The 24,842-nt window shown below is 53.3% G+C and carries 30 protein-coding genes; all 30 read right to left on the reverse strand.

The genetic code is table 11. From position 1 onward, the window contains the following. Window positions 1-18 precede the first annotated feature (18 nt). The 30 genes from rpsH to tuf (KOO63_04695) all read right to left on the reverse strand — a co-directional run bounded on the left by rpsH (window position 19) and on the right by tuf (KOO63_04695) (window position 24,841). Entirely contained in the window at window positions 19-411 is a 393-nt protein-coding gene (rpsH, locus tag KOO63_04550) for a 30S ribosomal protein S8 (protein MBU8921072.1), read from the reverse strand. A 34-nt stretch (window positions 412-445) separates the two neighbouring features. Beyond that, window positions 446-631, reverse strand: a complete 186-nt coding sequence (locus tag KOO63_04555; GenBank protein MBU8921073.1) for a type Z 30S ribosomal protein S14 — start codon at window positions 629-631, stop codon at window positions 446-448. 18 nt (window positions 632-649) lie between these two features. Beyond that, window positions 650-1,195 carry a 50S ribosomal protein L5 gene (gene rplE, locus KOO63_04560; protein MBU8921074.1) on the reverse strand — a complete coding sequence of 182 codons (546 nt, stop codon included), beginning with the start codon at window positions 1,193-1,195 and terminating at the stop codon, window positions 650-652. A 79-nt stretch (window positions 1,196-1,274) separates the two neighbouring features. After that, complete coding sequence (rplX, locus tag KOO63_04565) at window positions 1,275-1,595, reverse strand: 50S ribosomal protein L24 (protein MBU8921075.1); 321 nt, start codon at window positions 1,593-1,595, stop codon at window positions 1,275-1,277. Window positions 1,596-1,614: 19 nt separating this feature from the next. After that, a complete protein-coding gene (gene rplN / locus KOO63_04570) occupies window positions 1,615-1,983 on the reverse strand; it encodes a 50S ribosomal protein L14 (GenBank protein ID MBU8921076.1) in 369 nt (122 codons plus the stop codon). A 10-nt stretch (window positions 1,984-1,993) separates the two neighbouring features. Further along, a complete protein-coding gene (gene rpsQ / locus KOO63_04575) occupies window positions 1,994-2,251 on the reverse strand; it encodes a 30S ribosomal protein S17 (GenBank protein MBU8921077.1) in 258 nt (85 codons plus the stop codon). A gap of 88 nt (window positions 2,252-2,339) precedes the next feature. Further along, window positions 2,340-2,552, reverse strand: coding sequence for a 50S ribosomal protein L29 (gene rpmC, locus KOO63_04580; GenBank protein MBU8921078.1), 213 nt, complete (start codon window positions 2,550-2,552; stop codon window positions 2,340-2,342). 44 nt (window positions 2,553-2,596) lie between these two features. Beyond that, window positions 2,597-3,025, reverse strand: a complete 429-nt coding sequence (gene rplP / locus KOO63_04585; protein ID MBU8921079.1) for a 50S ribosomal protein L16 — start codon at window positions 3,023-3,025, stop codon at window positions 2,597-2,599. Window positions 3,026-3,050: 25 nt separating this feature from the next. Then, window positions 3,051-3,743, reverse strand: a complete 693-nt coding sequence (gene rpsC, locus KOO63_04590) for a 30S ribosomal protein S3 (protein ID MBU8921080.1) — start codon at window positions 3,741-3,743, stop codon at window positions 3,051-3,053. 11 nt (window positions 3,744-3,754) lie between these two features. Then, window positions 3,755-4,114: a 50S ribosomal protein L22 gene (rplV, locus tag KOO63_04595; GenBank protein MBU8921081.1), complete on the reverse strand. Its 360-nt coding sequence runs from the start codon at window positions 4,112-4,114 to the stop codon at window positions 3,755-3,757. Between the two features lie 23 nt (window positions 4,115-4,137). Then, complete coding sequence (gene rpsS / locus KOO63_04600; protein ID MBU8921082.1) at window positions 4,138-4,407, reverse strand: 30S ribosomal protein S19; 270 nt, start codon at window positions 4,405-4,407, stop codon at window positions 4,138-4,140. A gap of 91 nt (window positions 4,408-4,498) precedes the next feature. Next, window positions 4,499-5,329 carry a 50S ribosomal protein L2 gene (gene rplB / locus KOO63_04605; GenBank protein MBU8921083.1) on the reverse strand — a complete coding sequence of 277 codons (831 nt, stop codon included), beginning with the start codon at window positions 5,327-5,329 and terminating at the stop codon, window positions 4,499-4,501. A gap of 94 nt (window positions 5,330-5,423) precedes the next feature. After that, window positions 5,424-5,726 carry a 50S ribosomal protein L23 gene (gene rplW, locus KOO63_04610; protein MBU8921084.1) on the reverse strand — a complete coding sequence of 101 codons (303 nt, stop codon included), beginning with the start codon at window positions 5,724-5,726 and terminating at the stop codon, window positions 5,424-5,426. Then, window positions 5,726-6,349 (reverse strand): 50S ribosomal protein L4, encoded by a 624-nt coding sequence (rplD, locus tag KOO63_04615; GenBank protein MBU8921085.1) that lies wholly within the window; start codon window positions 6,347-6,349, stop codon window positions 5,726-5,728. The genes rplW and rplD overlap by 1 nt, the downstream gene beginning before the upstream one ends. 28 nt (window positions 6,350-6,377) lie before the next feature. Next, window positions 6,378-7,001 (reverse strand): 50S ribosomal protein L3, encoded by a 624-nt coding sequence (gene rplC, locus KOO63_04620; protein ID MBU8921086.1) that lies wholly within the window; start codon window positions 6,999-7,001, stop codon window positions 6,378-6,380. Between the two features lie 13 nt (window positions 7,002-7,014). After that, entirely contained in the window at window positions 7,015-7,323 is a 309-nt protein-coding gene (rpsJ, locus tag KOO63_04625) for a 30S ribosomal protein S10 (protein MBU8921087.1), read from the reverse strand. Window positions 7,324-7,349: 26 nt separating this feature from the next. Then, window positions 7,350-8,543 carry an elongation factor Tu gene (tuf, locus tag KOO63_04630; GenBank protein MBU8921088.1) on the reverse strand — a complete coding sequence of 398 codons (1,194 nt, stop codon included), beginning with the start codon at window positions 8,541-8,543 and terminating at the stop codon, window positions 7,350-7,352. A 15-nt stretch (window positions 8,544-8,558) separates the two neighbouring features. Beyond that, window positions 8,559-10,640: an elongation factor G gene (fusA, locus tag KOO63_04635; GenBank protein ID MBU8921089.1), complete on the reverse strand. Its 2,082-nt coding sequence runs from the start codon at window positions 10,638-10,640 to the stop codon at window positions 8,559-8,561. Window positions 10,641-10,890: 250 nt separating this feature from the next. Continuing rightward, entirely contained in the window at window positions 10,891-11,361 is a 471-nt protein-coding gene (gene rpsG, locus KOO63_04640) for a 30S ribosomal protein S7 (GenBank protein MBU8921090.1), read from the reverse strand. A gap of 14 nt (window positions 11,362-11,375) precedes the next feature. Beyond that, the gene (gene rpsL, locus KOO63_04645) at window positions 11,376-11,759 is read right to left on the reverse strand and encodes a 30S ribosomal protein S12 (protein MBU8921091.1); all 384 of its coding nucleotides are present in this window, start codon (window positions 11,757-11,759) and stop codon (window positions 11,376-11,378) included. Between the two features lie 194 nt (window positions 11,760-11,953). Next, window positions 11,954-16,060 (reverse strand): DNA-directed RNA polymerase subunit beta', encoded by a 4,107-nt coding sequence (rpoC, locus tag KOO63_04650; GenBank protein MBU8921092.1) that lies wholly within the window; start codon window positions 16,058-16,060, stop codon window positions 11,954-11,956. Window positions 16,061-16,077: 17 nt separating this feature from the next. Then, window positions 16,078-19,863, reverse strand: a complete 3,786-nt coding sequence (gene rpoB / locus KOO63_04655) for a DNA-directed RNA polymerase subunit beta (protein MBU8921093.1) — start codon at window positions 19,861-19,863, stop codon at window positions 16,078-16,080. 53 nt (window positions 19,864-19,916) lie between these two features. Beyond that, window positions 19,917-20,474: a 50S ribosomal protein L7/L12 gene (rplL, locus tag KOO63_04660; GenBank protein MBU8921094.1), complete on the reverse strand. Its 558-nt coding sequence runs from the start codon at window positions 20,472-20,474 to the stop codon at window positions 19,917-19,919. A 61-nt stretch (window positions 20,475-20,535) separates the two neighbouring features. Continuing rightward, on the reverse strand, window positions 20,536-21,060 hold the full coding sequence (gene rplJ, locus KOO63_04665; GenBank protein MBU8921095.1) for a 50S ribosomal protein L10: 525 nt from the start codon (window positions 21,058-21,060) through the stop codon (window positions 20,536-20,538). A 20-nt stretch (window positions 21,061-21,080) separates the two neighbouring features. Next, window positions 21,081-21,782, reverse strand: a complete 702-nt coding sequence (gene rplA, locus KOO63_04670; GenBank protein MBU8921096.1) for a 50S ribosomal protein L1 — start codon at window positions 21,780-21,782, stop codon at window positions 21,081-21,083. 26 nt (window positions 21,783-21,808) lie between these two features. Further along, window positions 21,809-22,258, reverse strand: a complete 450-nt coding sequence (rplK, locus tag KOO63_04675) for a 50S ribosomal protein L11 (protein ID MBU8921097.1) — start codon at window positions 22,256-22,258, stop codon at window positions 21,809-21,811. Between the two features lie 51 nt (window positions 22,259-22,309). Next, on the reverse strand, window positions 22,310-23,164 hold the full coding sequence (gene nusG / locus KOO63_04680) for a transcription termination/antitermination protein NusG (protein MBU8921098.1): 855 nt from the start codon (window positions 23,162-23,164) through the stop codon (window positions 22,310-22,312). A 35-nt stretch (window positions 23,165-23,199) separates the two neighbouring features. Further along, a complete protein-coding gene (gene secE / locus KOO63_04685) occupies window positions 23,200-23,388 on the reverse strand; it encodes a preprotein translocase subunit SecE (GenBank protein MBU8921099.1) in 189 nt (62 codons plus the stop codon). A 96-nt stretch (window positions 23,389-23,484) separates the two neighbouring features. After that, the gene (gene rpmG, locus KOO63_04690; GenBank protein MBU8921100.1) at window positions 23,485-23,634 is read right to left on the reverse strand and encodes a 50S ribosomal protein L33; all 150 of its coding nucleotides are present in this window, start codon (window positions 23,632-23,634) and stop codon (window positions 23,485-23,487) included. A gap of 13 nt (window positions 23,635-23,647) precedes the next feature. Further along, window positions 23,648-24,841, reverse strand: coding sequence for an elongation factor Tu (tuf, locus tag KOO63_04695; protein MBU8921101.1), 1,194 nt, complete (start codon window positions 24,839-24,841; stop codon window positions 23,648-23,650). Between the last annotated feature and the right edge of the window lies 1 nt (window position 24,842).

Genomic DNA, 24,842 nt, shown 5'->3' on the forward strand with positions numbered 1-24,842 from the left:
AAGCCGATTTAATTCCGGCTACCATATATGACAGATGACTTCGCCCCCGATTCCCAGGGAACGGCACTCTTTGTCGGTCAATACACCTTTTGATGTCGAAATGATGGCTGTGCCATAACCACCCATTACTCGGGGAATATTGGTCCTGTCAACATAGACCCTTCTGCTGGGAACACTGACGCGTTTGATTCCCTCTATGACACTGTTATTGTTTTCATCGTAACGAATATACACCCTGAGTTTACCCTGCAGCCCGTCATCGATATACTTGACGTTTTTGATAAATCCGCCCTCAAGCATTATCTTCGCGATATGCGCCTTCAGCTTTGAAGCGGGCATGTCGACATACGTCTTTCTTGCCCTGTACGCGTTTCGCACACGTGTAAGCATATCAGCTATGGGATCTGTCATCATATTGAATCCACCTCGTTCTTTTTCGCCGGTCCTACCAGCTTGCCTTTACCACACCGGGTATCTTCCCGTCGAGAGCGAGCTCACGGAAACAGATCCGGCAAATCCCGTATCTTCTTAAATATGCCCTTGGCCGACCGCACCGCCTGCAGCGGTTATAGGCCCTGACCTTGAACTTGGGCTTCTTTTTCGCCTTCTCGATCAGACACTTCTTGGCCACGGAGCCTCCTCTTTCCTTTTACTGATCCTTCTTCAGCGGCATCCCGAGAAGCATGATCAATTCCCTTGCTTCCTCGTCTGTCTTCGCCGAAGTCACTATGGTTATATCCATTCCCATTACCTTGAGAATCTTGTCGTAATTGATCTCAGGGAAAATGATCTGTTCCTTCACGCCGAAAGTATAGTTGCCATTACCATCGAAACTCCTGGCATTGAGGCCCCGGAAATCCCTGATCCTCGGTATCGCAGTATTGACCAGACGATCGAAAAACTCGTACATCATCTCGCCGCGCAGCGTGACGGAACATCCAACAGGCATTCCTTCGCGGAGTTTGAATCCGGCGATTGCCTTTCTGGCCCTGTTCACAACAGGAGCCTGCCCGGTAATAGTCGTGAGGTCCTTTACGGCCGCCTCGATTACCTTGGCGTCTGTTATTCCCTCGCCGACCCCCATGTTGACCACGATCTTTTTGAGTTGTGGTATCTCCATGACGTTCTTGTAATTGAACTTCTTCTGGAGTCCGGGCACCACTTTTTCTTCGTAGAGGCGTTTTACATTCGTCATTGTTTTCTTTTCAGCCATTTCCTTCACCATTCAGATCCGGGCCTTTCTCACAGGCCCCGTTCAATTACCTCAACCAGGTTTAATCATCATCCGCCAGCGTCTCATTACACTTCTTGCACTTGCGGATCTTGCGGCCGTCGGCCAATTTCGCCATCTCGGTCTTCGCGGGCTTGCCACATTTCGGACAGACAAGGATAACATTCGAAATATCTATCGGTGCTTCCTTCTCCACGATCCCGCCCTGTGAGCCCTGACTAGTCTGGCGCGTGTGCCTCTTGATAAGCCTTACCTTCTCGACGATAACTCTGCTGTTGTCAGGCAAGACCTTCAGGACTTTACCTTCCAGACCTTTTGAGTTACCGGCGATGACCTTAACTGTATCGTTCTTTTTGATCCTCATCTCGACTTCCGTTCGATATCTAGATGACCTCAGGAGCCAGGGACACGATCTTCATGAACTGCTTTTCCCTGAGTTCTCGCGCGACCGGCCCGAAAATCCTCGTTCCGACCGGCTCCTTCTGCTCATTTATGATGACAGCCGCATTCTGATCGAATCTGATATAGCTGCCGTCTTTCCTTCTGATTTCCTTCTTTGTGCGTACTATGACACACTTCACGACCTGGCCCTTCTTCACGCCGCCGCCGGGCATTGCCACCCTGACGGATGCGCTGATGATATCGCCGATACGCGCGTAACGTTTTTTTGACCCGCCGAGAACCTTGATACAGCGGATACTTTTCGCTCCCGAATTATCAGCGACAGCCAGATTTGTCTGCATTTGGATCATCGTCGTTCTCCTACTTCGCCCTCTCGATTACTTCGATTACACGCCAGCGTTTAAACTTGCTTAGCGGTCTCGTAGACATCACTCTTACCTTATCCCCGATGTGGCAATCATTCTCCGCGTCGTGAACCCAAATCTTCGATGTCTTCTTCACGATCTTCTTGTAACGCGGATGCTGGAACGTCCGTTTGATGGAGACCGTAATGGTCTTTTCCATCTTGTCACTGACAACCCACCCGATCAGGGTCTTTCTGGGTTTTCTTTCCTCCATCGTTTCTCCTCGTCCATCCGGGGTGCCGACCTGATGGTCTTTGCAGCCCCTTGAAGCGATCAATCACGCTTCATGTTGAGCGTTCCCGCTACGCCTCTTCATTCTCCTGATTCGCGGCAAGCTTCTCGTTTATGATCGTCTTGACTCGCGCCAGTTCGCGCCGCGTACTGCGTACCTGCAGCGGATTGTCGAGACGTTTGATCGAAAGCTTGATCTTACTCGTAGTAAGCTCCTCGACCAGATCTTCTTCCTTCAACCTCAACTCATCCAGTGTAAGTTCTCTAATTTCTACAGCCTTCATATCAACCATCCAGATCTTTCCGGTTCATCCTCTGCCCTGGTCCCCTAACCGGCAACCTTACCGCTAGCAATACGGCGGACAAATTTCGTCTTGATGGGAAGCTTCGCCGAAGCAAGCTCCATCGCTCTCTTTGCCAGATCCTGTTCCACTCCCTCGAGCTCGAACATGATGCGGCCCGGTTTTACAACGGCCACCCAGTACTCGGGCGCGCCTTTTCCCTTACCCATCCTCGTCTCTGCCGGTTTTACCGTGACCGGTTTGTCGGGGAACACCCTGATCCACAGCTTCCCCTGCCTGTTTATATGGCGCATAATGGCCACACGGGCTGCCTCGATCTGCCTGTTGGTGATCCAGGCGGGTGCCTCAGCCTGAAGGCCGTACTCGCCGAAGCTGATCTTCGACCCGCGCTGAGCCATGCCGCGCATCCGACCCCTCTGCTGTTTTCTGTGCTTTGTACGTTTCGGCATTAACATCTGTTATCAACCTCTCTTGCACGGGCTAACGCGTCGGATTATTGCGTCCCGATTCCTCTGCTACAGCTTCTCCCATCTTCCGCCTGAAATCTTTCGGGAACAACTCACCGCGATAGATCCAGACCTTCACTCCTACCGTTCCGTAAGTGGTAAATGCGGTAGCTCTCGCGTAATCAATATCAGCCCTGAGCGTATGAAGGGGGACACGACCCTCCATGTACCCTTCAGTCCTCGACATCTCCGCTCCGCCAAGCCTTCCCGAGGTCTTGACCTTGATACCTTCGGCTCCCATTCTGACAGCTGAACCGATGGCCTTCTTCATGGCACGCCGGAATGATACCCTCTGCTCCAGCTGACCTGCAATATGCTCGGCGACGAGCTGTGCGTTGAGTTCGGGCCTCTTCACTTCCTTGATATCTATATTGACTTTTCGGGTCGTCAAGTGGGCCAGTTCTTCACTCAGAAAATCGACTTCGGCACCCTTCCGCCCTATGACCATTCCTGGTCTGGCTGTATGTATGTGCACTTTTACATTGTCGCCGCGCCTTTCAACTTCGACCTTGGATACGCCGGCCCTTGCCAGACGCTTCTTCACGTAGCGGCGCAACTTAAGGTCTTCCTCAAGCCAATCTGCCGAGTTCTTCGTGGTAAACCACTTTGAATCCCAGGTTCGATTGATACCGAGCCTCAACCCAATGGGATTTGTCTTCTGACCCAAGATATCCTCCTCTACTTACTTTCTGTTTCTTCGCCAGTATGTTCGACGACGACCGTAATGCTGCTGCTTCTCTTGCGGATCCTGAATGCCCGGCCCTGAGCTCGGGGCCTGATCCTGTACATCGTCCTGCCTTCGTCTACGAATATTTGTTTGATTCCCATTTCAGACGGCTCCACCGGATGATCAAACTGTCCGGCGAGATTGTGCATTGCTGACGTGACCGTCTTTTCGATCTGGCGCGCGACTGCCTTATTCGAGAACCTGAGGATCTCGATGGCTTTTTCCACCGACTGGCCCCTGACCAGATCTGCAACGATCCGTGTCTTCCTCGCCGAGACCCTTATCTGCCGCGCTCTGGCGCGTGCTTCCATTTCCGCCTACCTCCAAAATGAGATTACTTGTTCTTTTTGCTTGTATGTCCTCTATACGTCCTGGTCGGGACAAACTCTCCGACTTTGTGTCCGACCATATTCTCGGTAATGAAGACTGGCACGAATTTCTTGCCATTGTGAATCGCAAGCGTATGGCCGACGAACTCCGGGGAGATCGTAGACCTTCTAGCCCATGTCTTCACAACCTTCTTGTCCCCGACATCGTTCATCTTTTCGATCTTGCCGAAAAGCTTCTCGTCGATGAAGGGTCCCTTTTTAAGTGATCTGGTCATCTATCCTCCAGAAATCCTGATCTTCACCGCTCCATCAGGAACGGCCGCGTTGCTACATACCGCCAGCAGAACGGTCTGTAGTTCGACGAAATTACTTCTTCTTCCTCTTGTGAACAATATATTTATTCGACAACTTCTTCTTGTTTCTGGTCTTGTATCCCTTCGTCGGCATACCCCACGGGGAAACCGGATGGCGTCCGCCACTCGTACGGCCTTCACCGCCACCATGGGGGTGATCGACGGGGTTCATCGCGACGCCCCTGACCTTGGGCCTTCTGCCGAGCCATCGTGAACGGCCGGCCTTGCCGATCTTCACGTTCTCATGGTCAATATTGCTGACCTGCCCGATCGTGGCCGAACACTCCCTGCGGACCATCCTGATCTCACCGCTGGGAAGCCTCAGATGAACATAGTCACCATCTTTCGCCATCAACTGGGCGTAGGCGCCCGCGCTTCTTACCATCTGCCCGCCCTTGCCGGCCACCATCTCGATATTATGAACGAAAAGGCCAGTCGGGATCTTTGCCAGAGGCATCGAGTTGCCGGGATGAATCTCGGCCTCGGGGCCCGAATCCAGAATGTCCCCTACTTTTATGCCATTAGGAGCGAGGATATACCTCTTTTCGCCATCGGCATAATGGAGCAGGGATATGAACGCTGAACGGTTCGGATCATACTCGAGGGCAGCAACCTTCGCGGGAATACCATACTTGTCCCTCTTGAAATCGATCCTGCGGTAACGTCTCTTGTGACCGCCACCCATCCGGCGCATCGTTATGCGGCCAGCGTTGTTCCGGCCTCCGCTACTCTTCATAGGTTCGAGAAGCGATTTCTCCGGAGCCTTTTTAGTCAACCCGGAAAAATCTGTTGATGTCTTGAACCGAAGAGTCGGTGTCGTCGGTTTGTACTTCTTCAAAGCCATCGGTCGTTTCCTTGTCGTTTTTCGTTTATCGCCCGCCAACTGCGGGCCCCAACACTCTTTGCGGCCCCTATTCAGGGGCTTTTGTCAGGTGAGCCTATACCTGATCAAAGATATCTATGTTCTCACCACTGGCCAGTGTGACAATGGCCTTCTTCCGGTCAGGACGCTTGCCCGTGAATCTGCCGCCCTTCATAAAGGTCGTCTTGGTCTTTCCTCGCATCACGCTTGTCCTGACATCCTTTACCGTCACCTTGAAAAGCTTCTCAACGGCGGTCTTGATCTCTCTCTTGTTCGCCCTTACATCCACCTCAAAGACAAACTTGTTGTCCGTCTCCTTGAGCATCGCACTTCGTTCGGTGATTATGGGCTTGAAGATAATTCTGCGAATATCCGCCATTACACGAACACCTCCTCGAGTCCTGCCAGGGCTTCCTTCGTGAAAAGAAGAACGTCCGCATGGAGGATCTCGTACGCATTCATGTTTCTACTGACCATGAAGCTTACACCCTTGATGTTTCTCATCGATTTGAGAATGTTGTCATCGAACGAGTCGGTGACGAAAAGGACTTTCTTTCCAGAAAGCCCGGAGGCCTTGAAGAACTCGGCGAATACCTTGGTCCTGGGAGCATCTACCGACACACCCTCCACCACGGAAACGCTTTCTTCCTGTCCCTTGTCAGCCAGAGCCGACTTGAGGGCAAGCCTCTTGACCTTCCTTGGTATCGAAAAACGATAATCCCTCGGATGGGGGCCGAACACAACGCCTCCGCCTCTCCAGATCGGGGATGAACGCATTCCGGCTCTCGCCCTGCCAGTACCCTTCTGCCTGTAAGGCTTCACGGTACTATAGGATACCTCGCTACGCTGCTTCGTCTTGGCCGTGCCGCTGCGCCTGTTTGCCAGGTACATGCGGACCGCATCGTAGAGGACCGGGCGATTCACCTTCCCACCAAAGAGGGACTCGGGAAGATCGATCTTACCCTTCAGGTCACCCTTGAAATCGTACAAATTTGCATTCACTTTCTTCTCTTCCTTGTTGCGCCCCGCCCTATCTGTGCGTGGCGGTCAGCCTGAGAACCGTATTTCTTGCTCCAGGAACGGCTCCCTTGACCAGGATCAGGTTATTTTCAGTATCGACTTCGACTATTTTCAGATTCTTGATATGCTTTATATCATATCCGGTCTGTCCCGGGAGCTTCGTTCCCTTGAAGACCTTTCCAGGATATGCAGCCATACCGATAGACCCGGGGATCCTGTGCGAATGCGATCCATGAGTCTTCCTGCCACCGCCGAACCCATGCCTCTTCATTACTCCCTGGAAACCCTTACCTTTCGTCCTGCCCGAAACGTCCAGCTTTGCCGAGTCCTTGAAGATGCTGACATCGATGAGCTGTCCCGTCTCGAATTCATCCGGGTTCTCGACCCTGAATTCCTGCAGGTTGCGGTAAGGAGGGAGGTTTGCCTTGCGGAAATGGCCCAGGCGTGGAAGGTTCGCCCTCGTGGGACGCACCAGGTCGAAAGCTACCTGAACAGCGTTATAGCCGTCGATCGCTTCCGTCTTTACCTGAACGACCGGGCAGGGACCAGCCTGTATGACCGAAACTGGCGTAAGGACACCGTTCTCGTCAAAGACCTGGCTCATGCCTATTTTTCTGCCGATCAACCCTATCATCTCTTCCTCCGAATCAGACTTTTATCTCAATATCCACGCCGGCCGGGAGATCGAGTTTCTGTAATGCATCAACAGCTTTAGCGGTAACATTCGTTATCTCTATCAACCTCTTGTGCACCCTTATCTCGAACTGCTCCCGGGATTTCTTGTTTACATGAGGCGAACGGAGAACAGTATAGACAGTGCGCTTCGTGGGAAGCGGAATCGGTCCGGAAACTTCGGAACCGGTCCTTCTCGCTGTCTTTACGATCTCTTCGGCGCTGCGGTCCAGCATCGAATGTTCGTAAGCCTTCAACTTAATCCTTATGTTCTGACCATCCACCGGGTTACCTCCAGATATCCCTTTTTCTACTCTATGATCTCAGTCACGACTCCCGCGCCGACGGTCCTGCCGCCTTCACGGATCGCAAACCTGAGTTCCATTTCCATCGCTATCGGGGTGATCAATTCGATCGCCAGATCGACATCGTCACCAGGCATTACCATCTCGGTCCCCTCGGGAAGCGTTCCCACTCCCGTTACATCCGTCGTCCTGAAGTAGAACTGTGGCCTGTATCCATCAAAGAATGGCGTATGTCGTCCGCCCTCTTCTTTCTTCAGGATATAGACCCTCGCCTTGAACTTCGTGTGTGGTGTCACCGAACCCGGCTTCGCTACTACCATGCCGCGCTCCAGGTCATCCTTGTTCATGCCCCTGAGAAGCAGACCCACATTGTCCCCGGCCATCCCCTGGTCGAGTAGCTTGCGGAACATCTCCACTCCCGTGCACACCGTCTTCTGCGTATCGCGTATCCCTATGACCTCCACCGCGTCTCCTACATTCACTATCCCTCGCTCGATACGTCCCGTCCCGACCGTCCCGCGTCCCGTAATCGAAAATACATCCTCCACAGGCATCAGGAATGGCTTGTCCGTATCTCGCTCAGGCGTCGGTATATAACTGTCGACCGCATCCATAAGCTCCCAGATACTCTTCGCGTCTTCGCCGTCAGCATCGTCGCTCTCAAGTGCCTTCAACGCGCTGCCCTGGATTATCGGTATGTCGTCGCCTGGAAAATCGTACTCACTCAAAAGGTCTCTGATCTCCATCTCCACCAGCTCCAGAAGCTCCGGATCATCCACCATATCGACCTTGTTCATGTATACGATCAGGTACGGTACGTTCACCTGGCGGGCCAGAAGAATATGCTCCCTCGTCTGGGGCATCGGACCGTCCGCCGCGCTCACCACAACGATAGCTCCGTCCATCTGCGCCGCTCCGGTGATCATGTTCTTGATATAATCAGCATGCCCCGGACAATCCACATGAGCGTAATGACGTGCCTCACTCTCGTACTCTACGTGCGCCGTAGCGATCGTGATCCCGCGTTCCCGCTCTTCGGGTGCCTTGTCAATCGAATCGAACGGCACATAGTCCGCCAGTCCTCTCGACGCCATATGCTTGGTCATCGCCGCTGTCAACGTCGTCTTCCCGTGATCCACATGACCGATCGTCCCTACGTTCACATGTGGCTTCGTGCGTTCAAACTTCTTCTTTGCCATGAAGCATCCTCCTTATCAGGCAAGGCCTCTCAAGCGGCCCTGCATCTCGGCGACCATTGCCTGCGGCACCTGATCATAATGTGAAAACTGCATACTGTATACTGCCCTGCCCTGGGTCAGTGATCGCAGCGTGGTCGCGTAACCGAACATGTCCGACAGGGGAGCTCTGGCCGAGATGACCTGAGCCTCAGCCCTGGAGGACATTCCCTCTACTTTTCCTCTTCTCGTATTCAAATTTGCGATAACGTCACCCATATACTCCATGGGAAGAACGATCTCAAGTTCCATGACCGGCTCCATGAGTACTGGGCCAGCTTTCCTGACTCCATCGAAAAACGCCCTGCTCCCGGCTATCCGGAAAGCCAACTCAGATGAATCGACGTTGTGGAACGAACCATCGACAAGCGTCACCTTCACATCGACAACCGGATTGCCGTTGACAGGCCCGCTGACCATCGAATCCTTCACTCCATCAGCTACGTACGGGATAAACTGCTTAGGGATAGCATTGCCGGTTATCTTGCTCACGAAATGGAACCCCTCGCCGGGCGCCGGTTCGAGATCTATAATAACGTGTCCGTACTGTCCCCTTCCTCCACTCTGCTTGACAAACTTGCATTCGCTGCGGCAGGAAGAAGTGATCGTCTCCCTGTAGGCCACCTGCGGCTTGCCGACGTTAGCGTGGACCTTGAACTCCCTGAGCATCCTGTCTACCAGGATCTCCAGATGAAGCTCGCCCATCCCGGATATCAGCGTCTGCCCTGTATCCTGGTCCACTCTGACCTGGAAAGTGGGATCTTCCTCGCTGAGCCTTGCAAGCACTGTGGACAACTGCATCTCATCGACCTTTGTCTTCGGTTCTATCGCCACAGAGATGACCGGCTCCGGAAAATCCATCATCTCAAGCTGAAGCGGATGCTTCGTGTCGCAGAGAGTATCGCCTGTTGCCGAATTCTTCAGCCCGACTACAGCAATGATATCTCCAGCATAAATTTCTTTTATTTCTTCACGCTTGTTTGCGTGCATTACCAATATCCTGTTCAGACGCTCTTTTTTCTTGTTCGTAGCATTCACGAGGTGATCGCCCGACCTGGCCGCTCCGCTGTACACCCTCAAATAGTGCAGCCGCCCGACAAAAGGATCGGTAACGACTTTGAACACCAGGGCGGAGAAAGGCTCTGATTCGTCCGCATGCCTCTCTTCTTCTTTCTTTGTGAAGGGGTTGATACCCTCCACGGCCGGAACGTCCAGAGGGTTTGGAAGATAATCGATAACCGCGTCGAGAAGCTTCTGAACTCCCTTGTTCCTGAAAGCAGATCCGCAGAGAACCGGAATCACGGCGACCTCGTTGACTGCCTGCCTGAGCGCTTTCTTAACTATCTCTTCAGATACATCGCTACCGTCCACGACGTGATGGAGGATCTCCTCGTCATAATCTGCAAGTGCGCCGAGAAGTTCTTCCCTCGCTTCGAGACTCTTTTCAACCAGGTCCCTCGGAATATCGTCCTCATAGAACTCAGCGCCGAGGCTTCCTTTTTTATAAAAGATCGCCCTCATCTTCACCAGGTCGATCATACCGTTGAATATCTCGCCCGACCCGATAGGAAGCTGGATCGGTATGGCGTTTGCGCCAAGCCTGCCGCGCATCATTTTCACAACATTCTGAAAATCGGATCCGACCCTGTCCATCTTGTTGACAAACGCTATCCTCGGTATATTGTAGTTATCGGCCTGTCTCCAGACTGTCTCCGACTGGGGCTCGACCCCGCCAACGGCACAGAAGATCGCTACAGCGCCATCCAGGACACGTAGACTTCTCTCGACTTCCACGGTAAAATCGACATGGCCAGGCGTATCCATGATATTCACCCGGTGGTCCTTCCAGACACAAGTAGTGGCAGCAGAAGTGATCGTGATGCCACGTTCCTTCTCCTGCTCCATCCAGTCCATTACAGCATTGCCCTCATGCACTTCGCCCATGCGGTGGACCTTGCCTGTATAGTACAGGATCCTTTCCGTCACAGTCGTCTTCCCCGCGTCGATATGAGCGGCGATGCCGATGTTACGTGTCTTGTCGAGAGGGAATTGCCTTGCCATCCCGATCTCTCCAGTGCCCTGGCCCCTTCAACGCGGACCCGACACTGAAAGGCCGGATCAGCTGTAGAACCAGTAGCAGTTATTGCTGTCAAAGCAAAGTTGCGTCTGTTTCATCAATGTATAATCCCTTGTTATCCATTCTGATATCCAACTTGCAACTCGGACACCGGGACGGAACCACCCAACACCACACTTAAATCTATTCAACCCGACCAGATTAGCAGTTAATCCGGCGGAACTCCATACCAGACTACCAGCGGTAGTGTGCGAAGGCCTTGTTGGCCTCAGCCATCTTGTGAGTATCCTCACGCTTCTTGACCGAGGGACCCTCTCGCTTGAAAGCGCTGATAAGCTCAGCCGCGAGCTTCTCCGCCATCGTCTTTTCGGGTCTTTTCCGGGCAAAACTAATGATCCACCTCATGGCAAGAGCGAGTCTTCTGTTAGACCTCACTTCGATCGGAACCTGATACGTGGCTCCACCGACACGCCTTGAGGTGACTTCGAGGACAGGCTTTACGTTCTCGATCCCCTTTTTCATGACTTCGAGACCGTTCTGGCCGGTCCTTTCCTCCATAATGTCGAGCGCGTCATAAACGATGCGTTCGGCAGTACTCTTTTTGCCTCTTCTCATGATATAATTGATAAACCTGGCCAGAAGAACGTCACCGAACTTCGGGTCGGGTGTGATCGATCTTTTTACTACTTCCCTTCTACGCGGCATCTCGTCATATCCTCCTAAGAAGCGGCCTTCTTGGGTTTTCTAACCCCATATTTTGAACGACTTTTGGTTCTTCCGTCAACGCCGCTTGTGTCGAGCGTACCCCGGACTATATGATACCGCACTCCCGGCAGATCCTTCACCCTGCCACCCCTTACGAGGACGATCGAGTGTTCCTGAAGGTTGTGACCTTCACCCGGGATGTAGGCGGTTATTTCGAAACCATTCGTAAGCCTGACCCTCGCAACCTTCCTGATAGCCGAGTTCGGCTTCTTCGGTGTCGAGGTATAGACTCGCGTACATACTCCCCTTTTCTGGGGACAGGCCTGTAGAGCCGGCGCACTTGTCTTTTTCGCCGATGCCTTGCGGCCTTTTCTTACTAGCTGATTGATCGTCGGCACTTTTCCCTCTTAACTCCTGCTATTACCAGATGTTATAAAATCATGCACCCTTGACAAAAAGTCAGGATGCAGATAAGCAATTTAACATCCCCCTATTGTCCTGTCAAGTAATTAATTTACATCTTTTTCCGTCGATAACCCGCCGATCAGACACCTCTCCCCAAGAGGGGGAAAATGGCCGCGGCGGAAACTTATCAGGAAGCTCCCTCCCTCATGTCATTGACGAGATCGGCGATCTCCTCATCGTCGAAATCTCTTTCGATAAGGTCAGCTTCGCTGAGCTCTTCCTCTATCTGTAACCTGTTGTACTTGTGCAGACCGGTACCGGCCGGAATGAGATGCCCCATAACGACATTCTCCTTCAAGCCTCTAAGGTAATCCGTCTTGCCCTGGACCGCCGCCTCTGTAAGGACTCTCGTCGTCTCCTGGAAGGAGGCCGCCGATATGAAGCTTTCGGTCGTCAGGGACGCTTTTGTGATTCCGAGTAGAAGAGGCTTGAACGTTGCCGGGATACCCTTCTTCTGAAGGACTCTCTCGTTCTCCTCACGGAACTCGATCTTATTAACGATATCGCCCTCGAGGAATTTCGAGTCGCCACCATCCTCGACGATCACCTTCTGCAACATCTGCCGAACGATCACTTCGATATGCTTGTCGTTAATATGGACTCCCTGCAGCCTGTAGACTTCCTGTATCTCGTTCACCAGGTAGTTCTGCGCGGCATTGACACCCTTGATACTGAGAATATCGAAGGGATTGACCGGCCCCTCGGTAAGATTGTCACCAGCATCGATCATGTCACCCTCGTAGACGCTGAGATGCTTGCCCTGCGGGACCTGGTAGGCCCTGGAATCGCCACTCTCGTTGTTCACGATGATCTTACGCATACCCTTGGCTACCGGCCCGAATTCGACCTGTCCGTCGATCTCGGAAACGACGGCCGATTCCTTCGGCTTGCGGACCTCGAAGAGCTCCGCCACCCTCGGCAGACCACCCGTGATATCACGAGTCTTTGTGATCTCCTTCGGGATCCTGCAGATTATATCACCGGGACGCACATTCGCCCCGTCATGCACGGTGATATTGGAACCTGTCGGAATAATGAAGTTACTGAGCACCTTCTTTTTGCTGTCGATCATCTCGATGTGAGGATGCAGCTTCTTGTCACGATCGTCAATGATGACCCTCTGTCTGAGACCCGTCTTGTCGTCGACTCTCTCCTTGACGGTGACGCCCTCCTTGATATCGCGGAATTTCATCTTTCCACCCTTGTCGGCGATGATGAAGTCGCTGTAGGGGTCCCATTCGTATATGATCCCGTCCTTCGCGATCTCCTGACCTGGCTGCACGGACAAGACAGCACCGTAAGGCACTCCAAGCCTGGCCCTTACTCGATCATCCTTCTTGTCGCGGATCAGGACCTCGCCCTTACGGCTGATAGCGATCTCATTACCGTCACGATTGGTGACGGACCTGATCTTCTTCATCTCCACGACACCGGCATGGTTCGTCGTCTTCTGGGTGTGCTCAGCGATCCTGCTCGCGGTACCCCCGACATGGAAGGTCCTGAGTGTAAGCTGGGTACCGGGTTCACCGATACTCTGAGCGGCCACTACCCCCACAGCCTCTCCGTGGTCGACGAGCCTACCGTTGGCAAGATTCCTGCCGTAACAGTTGACACAAACGCCTCGCCTGGATTCACAGGTGAGCACCGAGCGGATCTTTACACGCTCCACTCCCCGCTCCTCGATCTCCATCGCAAATTCTTCGTTGACCAGAGAGTTCGCCTCGACGATCACCTCTCCCGAATGAGGGTCGATGACATCGTCTACAGTTACGCGGCCGAGAATACGGTCACTGAGAGCCTCGATGACCTCTTCTCCCTCTTTCAACGCTGTTGTATCCACACCCATGATGGTGCCACAATCATCCTCAGTGATGATCACATCCTGCGCGACATCGACCAGCCTTCTTGTGAGGTACCCGGCGTCTGCCGTCTTGAGCGCCGTATCCGCCAGACCCTTTCTCGCTCCATGAGTCGAGATAAAGTACTGGAGCACGGTCAGGCCTTCCTTGAAGTTTGCCGTGATGGGCATCTCGATGATCTCGCCGACCCCACCCGTGATCCTCTTCTGAGGCTTGGCCATCAGGCCTCGCATACCGGCCAGCTGCCTGATCTGGTCCCTCGAGCCTCTCGATCCGGAGTTCGCCATCATGAAGATGGGGTTGGCTCCGTCTCGATCGTGACTGAGATTCTCGCTCATCGCGTCGGCGACATCGTTCGATGTATGGGTCCATGTATCGATGATCTTGTTATAACGTTCTCCGTCGGTGATCACACCATCCTTGTACTGCTTCTGGATCTTGTCTACCACCTTGTTCGCTTTTGCTATAAGCTTGCCCTTCTCGGGAGGTACGACGATATCGTCGATCCCGATCGTCACGCCAGCCTTCGTGGCGTAACCGAACCCGAACTGCTTGAGTCTCTCGAGAAACTTCACGGTCCTGTAGTTTCCAAGTTTCTTGTAGCAGCTCCCCACGAGATTCCCCAGAGCCTTCTTGTCCAGAAGGTCGTTGACGAACCCAAGCTCGTCCGGGACCATGCTGTTGAAGATGACCCTGCCGGCAGTTGTATTTACAAGCTCGCCGTCTATTCTGACCTTTATCCTCGCGTGGATATGGATCGTGTCCGAATCAAGTGCGGCGAGTGCTTCGTCGACACTGAAGAATGCCTTGCCCTCGCCTTTCGCGCCATTCTTTACCATGGAAAGATAATAATGCCCCAGGACCATATCCTGCGACGGAGACGCGAGCGGCGCTCCGCTTGCTGGCGAAAGGATATTGTTCGCCGAGAGCATCAGGGTCCTGGCTTCCAGCTGGGCCTCATACGACAGCGGTACATGGACCGCCATCTGGTCACCATCGAAGTCGGCGTTGAAGGCCGAACATACGAGAGGATGGATCTGTATGGCCTTACCCTCGATCAGTAGGGGCTGGAAAGCCTGGATGCCGAGCCTGTGAAGGGTCGGAGCACGGTTAAGGAACACGGGGTGATCCTCAATGATCTCCTCGAGAATATCCCAGACCTCGGGTCTTTCTTTCTCGACGAGTTTCTTTGCGCTTTTTACCGTCTGGACATATCCCTTCTCTTCGAGCTTCCTGATAATAAAAGGCTTGAAGAGCTCTAGGGCCATCGATTTGGGAAGGCCGCACTGGTAGATCTCCAGCTCAGGCCCCACGACGATGACGGAACGTCCCGAATAGTCGACTCTCTTTCCAAGAAGGTTCTGCCGGAAACGGCCCTGCTTGCCCTTGAGCATGTCGCTGAGGGACTTGAGAGGCCTGTTTCCCTGTCCGCGTACCGCACGCGCCCTGCGACTGTTGTCGAAAAGGGCATCGACGGCCTCCTGAAGCATCCTCTTCTCGTTTCTCAGGATGACTTCCGGAGCCCTTATCTCTATAAGCTTCTTCAGCCTGTTGTTTCTGTTGATGACCCTTCTGTAGAGGTCGTTGAGGTCGGATGTGGCAAACCTTCCACCTTCCAGCGGAACGAGCGGCCTGAGATCCGGAGGAAGCACCGGGATGACGTCCAGGATCATCCATTCCGGCTTATTGGTCGACTGCCGGAATGCCTCGATCACTCTCAGTCTCTTCAGTGCGTCTTTTTTACGCTGTACCGAAGTCTCTACCTTTGCCTGAACCCTCAGGTTTACCGATTCCTCCTCGACATTCAGCTGAGAAAGAAGGTCCCTGATAGCCTCTCCACCCATCTTCGCGCTGAACTCAAACCCCTGGTCGACCAGGTCGTTATACTTCTCCTCGTCGATCAGTTCCTTCACACTCAGTTCGGTGTTGCCCGGATCGATGACGACATGTGATTCGTAGTACAGGATCCTCTCGAGGTTCCTTACCGACATGTCGAGCACATACCCGATCCGGCTCGGAACTCCCTTGAGAAACCAGATATGCGATACGGGAACTGCGAGATCGATATGGCCCAGCCGCTCACGCCTGACGCGCGAGTGTGTGACTTCGACACCACAGCGATCGCAGATCACTCCACGATACCTGATCCTCTTGTACTTTCCGCAGGCACACTCCCAGTCCTTGACCGGACCGAATATCCTCTCGCAGAAGAGCCCCTCTTTTTCGGGCTTGAAAGAGCGGTAGTTTATCGTCTCCGGCTTCGCGACCTCACCGAAACTCCATGAACGGATGACGTCCGGGGAAGCCAGCTGTATCCGCATCGCCTGAATATCGGTGGGCTTTTTGCGATCCTTATCCACATAGGAATTATACAAATATGACCTCCAGCTCTTTAATTCTTATCGAGATGTACGTCAAGGCACAGGCTTTGCAGTTCCTTGATCAGCACGTTAAACGATTCAGGCAGACCGGGGTCGGGCGCGTTGTCGCCCTTGACGATCGCCTCATATATCTTACTCCGACCGGTGACATCATCGGACTTCACGGTAAGTAGCTCCTGCAGACAGTAAGCGGCACCGTAAGCCTCGAGAGCCCATACTTCCATTTCTCCGAACCTCTGGCCGCCAAACTGGGCCTTTCCGCCGAGAGGCTGCTGTGAGACGAGAGAATAGGGGCCTATAGACCTTGCGTGTATCTTGTCATCGACCAGATGTGAAAGCTTGAGCATATAGATGTAGCCGACGGTGATCTCGTTGTCAAATGCATCTCCTGTGATCCCGTCATAAAGGGTCGCCTTGCCGGATTCAGGAAGCCCCGCCTTCTTCAGCTCACTCTTGATCTCCTTGATCGTGGCACCGTGGAAGACGGGCGTGGTCGCCTTGAATCCCAGTTTCTGAGCCGCCCACCCAAGATGCGTCTCCAGTATCTGCCCGACGTTCATACGACTTGGAACACCCAGCGGATTGAGGATGATGTCGACCGGCGTGCCGTCTTCGAGCATCGGCAGGTCCTCCTCGGGGACGATCCTCGACACTACACCCTTGTTCCCGTGCCTTCCCGCCATCTTGTCACCGACCGAGACCTTACGCTTACGGGCGACATATACCTTAACCAGCTTGCTCACGCCGGGAGGAAGCTCATCGCCACGCATCATGCGTTCCATTTCCTTCTCATACTGGCTTTCGATCCCTTCGATCGCGCGGGCTGCCGCTTCCATCAGCGACTGTATCCTCGAATCGATATTCTGATCCTTCACGATCGGAAGGCCCCAGTGCAGGAAGTCTACGTCGATCGAATCGAGCAGCTTCTCTGTGATCTTTCTGCCTGCCTTCGCCTGGAGTTCGCCGGTCTCTGAGTGAATGAGCTTCTCCGTGGTCTGGCCCAGCATAAGCTCCGCGAGTCGTTCGCGGCGCTTTTCCTTGACGTGCTCGATCTCCTGGTCGCGCTTGCGCAGGTGATCCTGAACCTTCTTCTTTTCATGGCTCTTTGCCCTGTCGTCGTGTTCCTTGCGCGAGAAAAGCTTGATATCGACGACGATCCCGTCCATGCCTGGAGGAGCCTTGAGTGAAGCGTCCCTGACATCTCCGGCCTTCTCGCCGAAGATCGCCTTTAAGAGTCTCTCCTCCGGGGTCAGTTCGGTCTCGCCCTTCGGCGTGACTTTCCCCACCAGGATATCGCCGGCCTTGATATGAGCCCCGACCCTCACGATACCATCAGTGTCCAGATCGGTAAGCATCTCTTCGCTTACATTCGGGATCTCTCTGGTGATCTCTTCCATGCCCGCCTTGGTGTCGCGGACCTGGGTCTCGAACTCTTCGATATGGACAGAAGTATAGACATCGTCCTTCACCAGGCGTTCACTGAGAATAATCGCATCCTCAAAGTTGTATCCGCGCCACGGCATGAAGGCTACGAGGATGTTTCTGCCCAGGGCCAGTTCGCCATCCTCCGTTGCTGAGCCGTCCGCTATGATATCGCCCTTCCTGATCTTCTGCCCGACCTCTACAAGAGGCTTCTGGTTTACACATGTATCCTGGTTCGATCTCTGGTACTTGATCAGTTTGTATTCATCGACTCCTCCGAACCCGGAGAAATCTTCAAAGCTATCTTCGTCTTTCTTCGACTGATAGCTGATGAGGACCCTGTCCGCCTCCACACTCTCGACTTTTCCGCTTCTCCGTGCTATTTCAAGCACACCGGAATCGTATGCCACCTTCTTTTCGAGACCGGTGCCCACGAGAGGAGCTTCCGCTTTGAGAAGAGGCACCGCCTGGCGCTGCATATTGCAACCCATGAGAGCCCTGTTGGCGTCATCATGCTCAAGGAATGGGATAAGAGCAGCAGCCGCACTGATCAGCTGGTTGGGCGAGACGTCCATGTAATCGATTTCCTTTGGATCGACAACTACATAATCGTCCCTGTGCCTCGCCATGACCGTCGAATTGATGAACCTGCCCTTCTCGTCTATGGGAGCGTTTGCGTGAGCTATAGTAGCTCTATCCTCAAGATCGGCCGAAAGCATCTCTGTCTCGTCTGTCACTATACCCTTCTTTACCTTACGGTAGGGTGTCTCGAGGAAACCGAACTCGTTGACCCTGGCGTATGTAGCCAGCGAAGTGATCAGTCCGATATTAGGACCTTCAGGGGTCTCGATAGGACACATACGCCCATAATGAGTAAAATGCACATCCCTGACCTCGAATCCCGCCCTTTCTCTGGTAAGACCGCCGGGGCCGAGAGCCGATAGACGTCTCTTGTGCGTCAGTTCTGAAAGGGGGTTGGTCTGATCCATGAACTGCGAGAGCTGACTCGACCCGAAGAATGACTGGATAACGGCGCTGATCGTCCTGGCGTTGACGAGGTCGTACGGCGTCGGGTTGTCCGAGTCCTGGATCGTCATCCTCTCGCGGATGATCCTTGCCATCCGGGCAAGGCCGACGGAGAACTGGTTTGCGAGAAGTTCGCCTACCGAGCGCACGCGGCGGTTGCCGAGATGGTCGATATCATCGACGGGGCCATCCGTCTCCTTGATATAGATCAGGTTCGCCACTACGGCGAGAAAATCCTTCTCGGTCAAAGTCGTCGTTTCGATGGGAACATCTATACCGAGGCGGCTGTTTATCTTGTAACGTCCGACGTTGGCAAGATTATATCTCTTTGGGTTGAAGAAAAGCCTGTCGAGAAGAGCCTTGGCCGTTTCCACGTTCGGGGGGTCACCCGGACGCATCAGGTTGTAGATCTTCTTCAGGGCATCGTCCCTTCCAACCGTCGGATCCTTTTCGAGAGTCTTGAGAATCACATCGTCTTCGATATTCCCATCCTTCTCGATCATAACTACCTTGAGATTTTTCTGAGATTTCATAAGATCCAGCGCAGTCTCCGTCAGTGGCTTACCTGCTTCTATGAGGATCTCACCAGTCTCCCGGTTCACGACATCCTCAGCCACCATGCGGTCGACAAGGGCGGTATCCTTCTTGGCAACCCTCTGCGAAAGCGTATAGACTTTCGTCTTATGGAAGAGTTTTATGATAGCGCTGTTAGGCTCGAATCCCATCGCCTTGAGTAGTACAGTCACCGGTATCTTTCGACGCCGATCGATGTAGACATACATGATATCGTTCACATCGATGACAAACTCGACCCAGGAACCCCTGTAGGGAATTATCCTCGAGTTAAAGAGTCTCTTCCCGTTCGCGTGGTAGTCGTCGTTGAATACGACACCGGGTGAACGGTGGAGCTGACTCACGATGACCCTCTCGGCACCGTTTATGATAAAGGTCCCCTTGCTTGTTATCAGGGGAACTTCACCCAGGTATACTTCGCTCTGGATGATGTCCTTGATCACGGATTCGCCATCTGCCGACTCGCGCACAACGAGACGAAGGGCAGCCTTCAGTGGCACCGCGTATGTCAGATCCCGCTCTTTACACTCTTCGACAGTGTACTTGGGCTCACCGATAGTGTAGCCGATATACTCCAGGGTGAAATCACCGCGTGTAGACACAACAGGAAACACCGACCTGAAAACCGATTCCAGGCCGATGTCATCCCGCTTGTCAATCGCGGTGTTTCTCTGGAGGAACCTCTCGAAGGATGCGAGCTGTACTTCCAGGAGATGAGGGATCTCCTTAACCTGCGGAATCTTTCCATAGTTGATCCGTTCAGGTTTTTGAATCATAGGGACCGATCCCTCCTTGCTTCGACTGCTACGCCGAACTTATGAAAAAAGAATTACTTGACCTCGATAACGGCGCCGACTTCTTCGATCTGCTTCTTGATCTCTTCAGCCTCGTCTTTGCCAATGCCTTCCTTGATCGTCGAAGGAATATCCTCGACCATCTTCTTGGCTTCGATCAGGCCCAGTCCGGTAATACTACGGACGACCTTGATGACCTGGATCTTCTGGCTTCCGAAATCCTTGAGGACTACATCGAACTCGGTCTGCTCTTCGGCTTCAGCGGCAGGATCGGCACCCGGCATCATTCCGCCCATCATCATGGGAGCGGCAGCCGAAACACCAAAATGATCCTCGAGGACCTTTACGAGTTCGGAGAGTTCGAGAACGGTCATTTTCTCGACCATCTCTACTATCTTCTGTACCGTTTTGGAACTGTCTTTCACGTCTTTTTTCTCTTTCTTCTCTTCTGTGGCTTCAGGAGCCTTCTCTTCTACTTTTTCTTCCACTTTTTCCTCTACCTTTTTTTCTGCCTTCTCTTTTGGTGCGGCCTTCTTGGTTTTTTCCTCTACAGCTTCCACGCTTTTCTTTTCATCATCTTTCTTGGCAGTCATTGCTGACCCTCTCTTTCAGAACTCGATTCGATTAAGATCCACGGGGCCCTAAGGCCGCTCTCTATGATGCTTCTCCCTTTTTCTCGGAAACGGCGTTCAATACGCCGACCAGGTCGCGCATGCTGGCGCTGAGAACTCCGACGAATCCCTGAATGGGAGCCTGGAACGTTCTAACGACCTGCGCGAGCAACACTTCCCTGCTCGGGAGAGCCGCCAGCCGCACGACTTCATTCTCGTCGATAACGCGGCCAGCCACGTAGCCCCCCTTGAAACGGGGGAGTTCATATTCATCTGCAAACTTCTTAAGTATCTGTGCGGGAGCGACCTCGTCGACCGCGCTTATCGCAACGGCAGTAGGCCCCTCAAGCAACGGATCGAGTCCGTCGATACCCAACTCACTGAAACTCCTCTTCGCCAACGTGTTCTTCACGACGGTGTAATAGACATCACCCTCACGACACAGGTTGCGAAGCCGCGAGATATCCTCAACGTTAAGACCTGTAAAGTCATTCAAAATAACGCTTTTGGCATCTCGAAGGAGATCGGCCAGCTCATTGACTTTTTCGATTTTGGCATGCTGTACCATTCAATGATCTCCTTTCCGCCCTAACGCAATTCATTCATCAACCACTGGGAATCCAGCCTGATAGCTGGCCCCATCGTCGTTGAGATGTATACGCTCAGGATATATTTCCCCTTGGCTGAAGCCGGTTTCGCGCGAAGCAGCTCCAGCATGAGAGCCTTGATGTTCTCGACAAGCTTGATCTTCTCAAAGGAGACCCTGCCTACCGGGACATGGATGTTTGATCCCTTGTCCACGCGATACTCTATCTTGCCAGCCTTCGAATCCTTGACGGCTTTTCCGACGTCGAAAGTGACGGTGCCGACCTTTGGGTTGGGCATCAGGCCCCTTGGCCCGAGGATCCTTCCCAGTTTGCCGACCTCGCCCATCATGTCGGGAGTGGCGATCGCCACATCGAAATCGAACCATCCACCGGTTATCTTCTCGATGAACTCGTTCGATCCGACAAAATCAGCTCCGGCTTCCTTCGCCTCTACTTCCTTTTCTCCCCTGGTCAGGACAAGGACCCTGACGTCCTTACCCGTTCCGTGAGGAAGAAGCACCGTACCACGAACCTGCTGATCGGCGTGCTTGGGGTTGACGCCCAGCCTCGCCGAGAACTCGAAGGTCTCATCGAATTTCGCCTTCGGCAGGTTCTGGATCACTTCTACCGCTTCATCAAGAGGATATTCCCGAGTGCGGTCGATCCTAGCAATGCTGTCGACATATTTTTTGCCGCGCTTCATCTCTCCTCACCGCTTTCTCTGGTAAACTATTCCTCAGCCCCGTCATCCACGATGATGCCCATACTTCTGGCGGTGCCCTCGACCATGCGAACGGCTCCTTCAATATTGTAGGCATTCAGGTCTTTCATCTTCGCTTTCGCGATCTCTTCGACCTGGCTCATGGATATCTTGGCTACTTTTTCCTTATTGGGTTCGCCTGAACCCTTGGCAATACCCGCCGCCTTCCTGAGCAGCTCGGAAGCTGGAGGAGATTTCGTGACAAAAGTAAAACTCTTGTCAACGTAAACCGTGATCTCCACTGGGACGATAGTCCCCTGCATGCTCTGGGTTACAGCGTTGAACTGCTTGCAGAAGTCCATCGAACTCACCTGAAGCTGTCCAAGTGCGGGCCCTACCGGGGGTGCTGGTGTCGCACCGCCACCGGGAATCTGCAGCTTGACTATTTTCAGGACTTTTTTCTTCGACTTCTTGGCCATTTTATTTACAGCTCCTTGATCTCTTCAGAAATCACATCCGAAAGACAGCCGTTATAGAGGTTTAACCTGAAGGAAATCAAGCTCCACCGGCGTCTCTCGGCCGAAAATGCTTACGAGGACCTTGAGTTTGCCCCTCTCCGGGTTTATCTCATCGACAATACCCGTAAACTCCGAGAAGGGACCGTCTATGACGTTAACATGCTCTCCGATGGTGAACGGAACTTCAGGAATAATACCTTCCTTCTTCTCCATCCTGCCCAGTATCCTGTCGACTTCCTTCTTTGGAATGGGGAAAGGCTTCGTCCCCCCACCGACAAAATGGGTCACACCGGGAACATTCTCAATGAGGCTCCAGGTCTCGTTGGTCATTTCCATCTCGATCAGAATGTAGCTCGGGAAGAGCTTCCTCTTCGACACGGTCTTCTTACCCTTCTTCATCTCCGCCACCTCTTCGGTAGCGACAAGGATCTTCCCGAAACTCTCGCTGAAATCGGACGCCTGAACCAGGCGTTCGACTGTATCCCGCACCCTGGCTTCCCTGCCTGAGTAGGTATGTACAACATACCAGCGCATCTTTGGTCCGCTGTCCGCACTTTCCACAATAGCGCGGGGCTTCTCCGCGGTTGCGCTTACTCCTTCAGGAGCCTGCTGCTCTGCGGGTTCTTCTACGGAAAGGTCTTCAGCGCTGGCGACCGGGTCTCCGTCCTTGCCGGACGTGATGTCGCCCTCGCCTTCGTCGCCGCCATCCTCGATGGCGCCGTCTCCGGCCGCTTCTCCCCCTTCTCCTTCAAACGGGTCGGCGGTGCCTTCGGAGTTGGAAGCAATCTCCTCAGCGTTTGCCTCGCCGTGTGAATCCTCTGTAAGATCCTCTTCAGGACCCTTCTCTTTTGAAAGATCTTCGTTCATTATTTAACTTTCCTGACTGCCACTTTCTATGGAGTCTACCACCCAAGCAGGCGACGGATTACCAGGGTCAGTATCTGGTCGATCGTTCCTATGAACACGGTCACAACGAAAGTGGCGATTATGACCAACTTTGTGGATTCCTTCAGTTCGTCACGGGTGGGCCATGTGACTTTCTTCATCTCACCCTTCATCTCACCGAAGAATTTACCGATTTTCTTTATCATTCCGATCTCCGATCGATTGCACAACCGCATTGTAACGGCTGTCTATCGTACATCCACTGATTGAGTCGCATATTCTTCAGACCCTGAAAACACCTTTTAGCGCGTTTCCTTGTGCAAAGTATGCTTGCCGCAGAAACGGCAGTACTTCTTGTGCTCCAGCCTGTCCGGATGCTGTCTCTTGTTTTTGTCAGTCGTATAATTTCTTCTCTTGCACTCCTGGCAAGCCAGTATAACCAGATCTCTCATCTTTCTCAGCTCTCTACTCTATGATCTCAGTCACGACTCCCGCGCCGACGGTCCTGCCGCCTTCACGGATCGCAAACCTGAGTTCCATTTCCATCGCTATCGGGGTGATCAATTCGATCGCCAGATCGACATCGTCACCAGGCATTACCATCTCGGTCCCCTCGGGAAGCGTTCCCACTCCCGTTACATCCGTCGTCCTGAAGTAGAACTGTGGCCTGTATCCATCAAAGAATGGCGTATGTCGTCCGCCCTCTTCTTTCTTCAGGATATAGACCCTCGCCTTGAACTTCGTGTGTGGTGTCACCGAACCCGGCTTCGCTACTACCATGCCGCGCTCCAGGTCATCCTTGTTCATGCCCCTGAGAAGCAGACCCACATTGTCCCCGGCCATCCCCTGGTCGAGTAGCTTGCGGAACATCTCCACTCCCGTGCACACCGTCTTCTGCGTATCGCGTATCCCTATGACCTCCACCGCGTCTCCTACATTCACTATCCCTCGCTCGATACGTCCCGTCCCGACCGTCCCGCGTCCCGTAATCGAAAATACATCCTCCACAGGCATCAGGAATGGCTTGTCCGTATCTCGCTCAGGCGTCGGTATATAACTGTCGACCGCATCCATAAGCTCCCAGATACTCTTCGCGTCTTCGCCGTCAGCATCGTCGCTCTCAAGTGCCTTCAACGCGCTGCCCTGGATTATCGGTATGTCGTCGCCTGGAAAATCGTACTCACTCAAAAGGTCTCTGATCTCCATCTCCACCAGCTCCAGAAGCTCCGGATCATCCACCATATCGACCTTGTTCATGTATACGATCAGGTACGGTACGTTCACCTGGCGGGCCAGAAGAATATGCTCCCTCGTCTGGGGCATCGGACCGTCCGCCGCGCTCACCACAACGATAGCTCCGTCCATCTGCGCCGCTCCGGTGATCATGTTCTTGATATAATCAGCATGCCCCGGACAATCCACATGAGCGTAATGACGTGCCTCACTCTCGTACTCTACGTGCGCCGTAGCGATCGTGATCCCGCGTTCCCGCTCTTCGGGTGCCTTGTCAATCGAATCGAACGGCACATAGTCCGCCAGTCCTCTCGACGCCATATGCTTGGTCATCGCCGCTGTCAACGTCGTCTTCCCGTGATCCACATGACCGATCGTCCCTACGTTCACATGTGGCTTCGTGCGTTCAAACTTCTTCTTTGCCATG

The sequence above is a fragment of the Candidatus Latescibacterota bacterium genome (assembly GCA_019038625.1).
Classification (GTDB): domain Bacteria; phylum Krumholzibacteriota; class Krumholzibacteriia; order Krumholzibacteriales; family Krumholzibacteriaceae; genus JAGLYV01.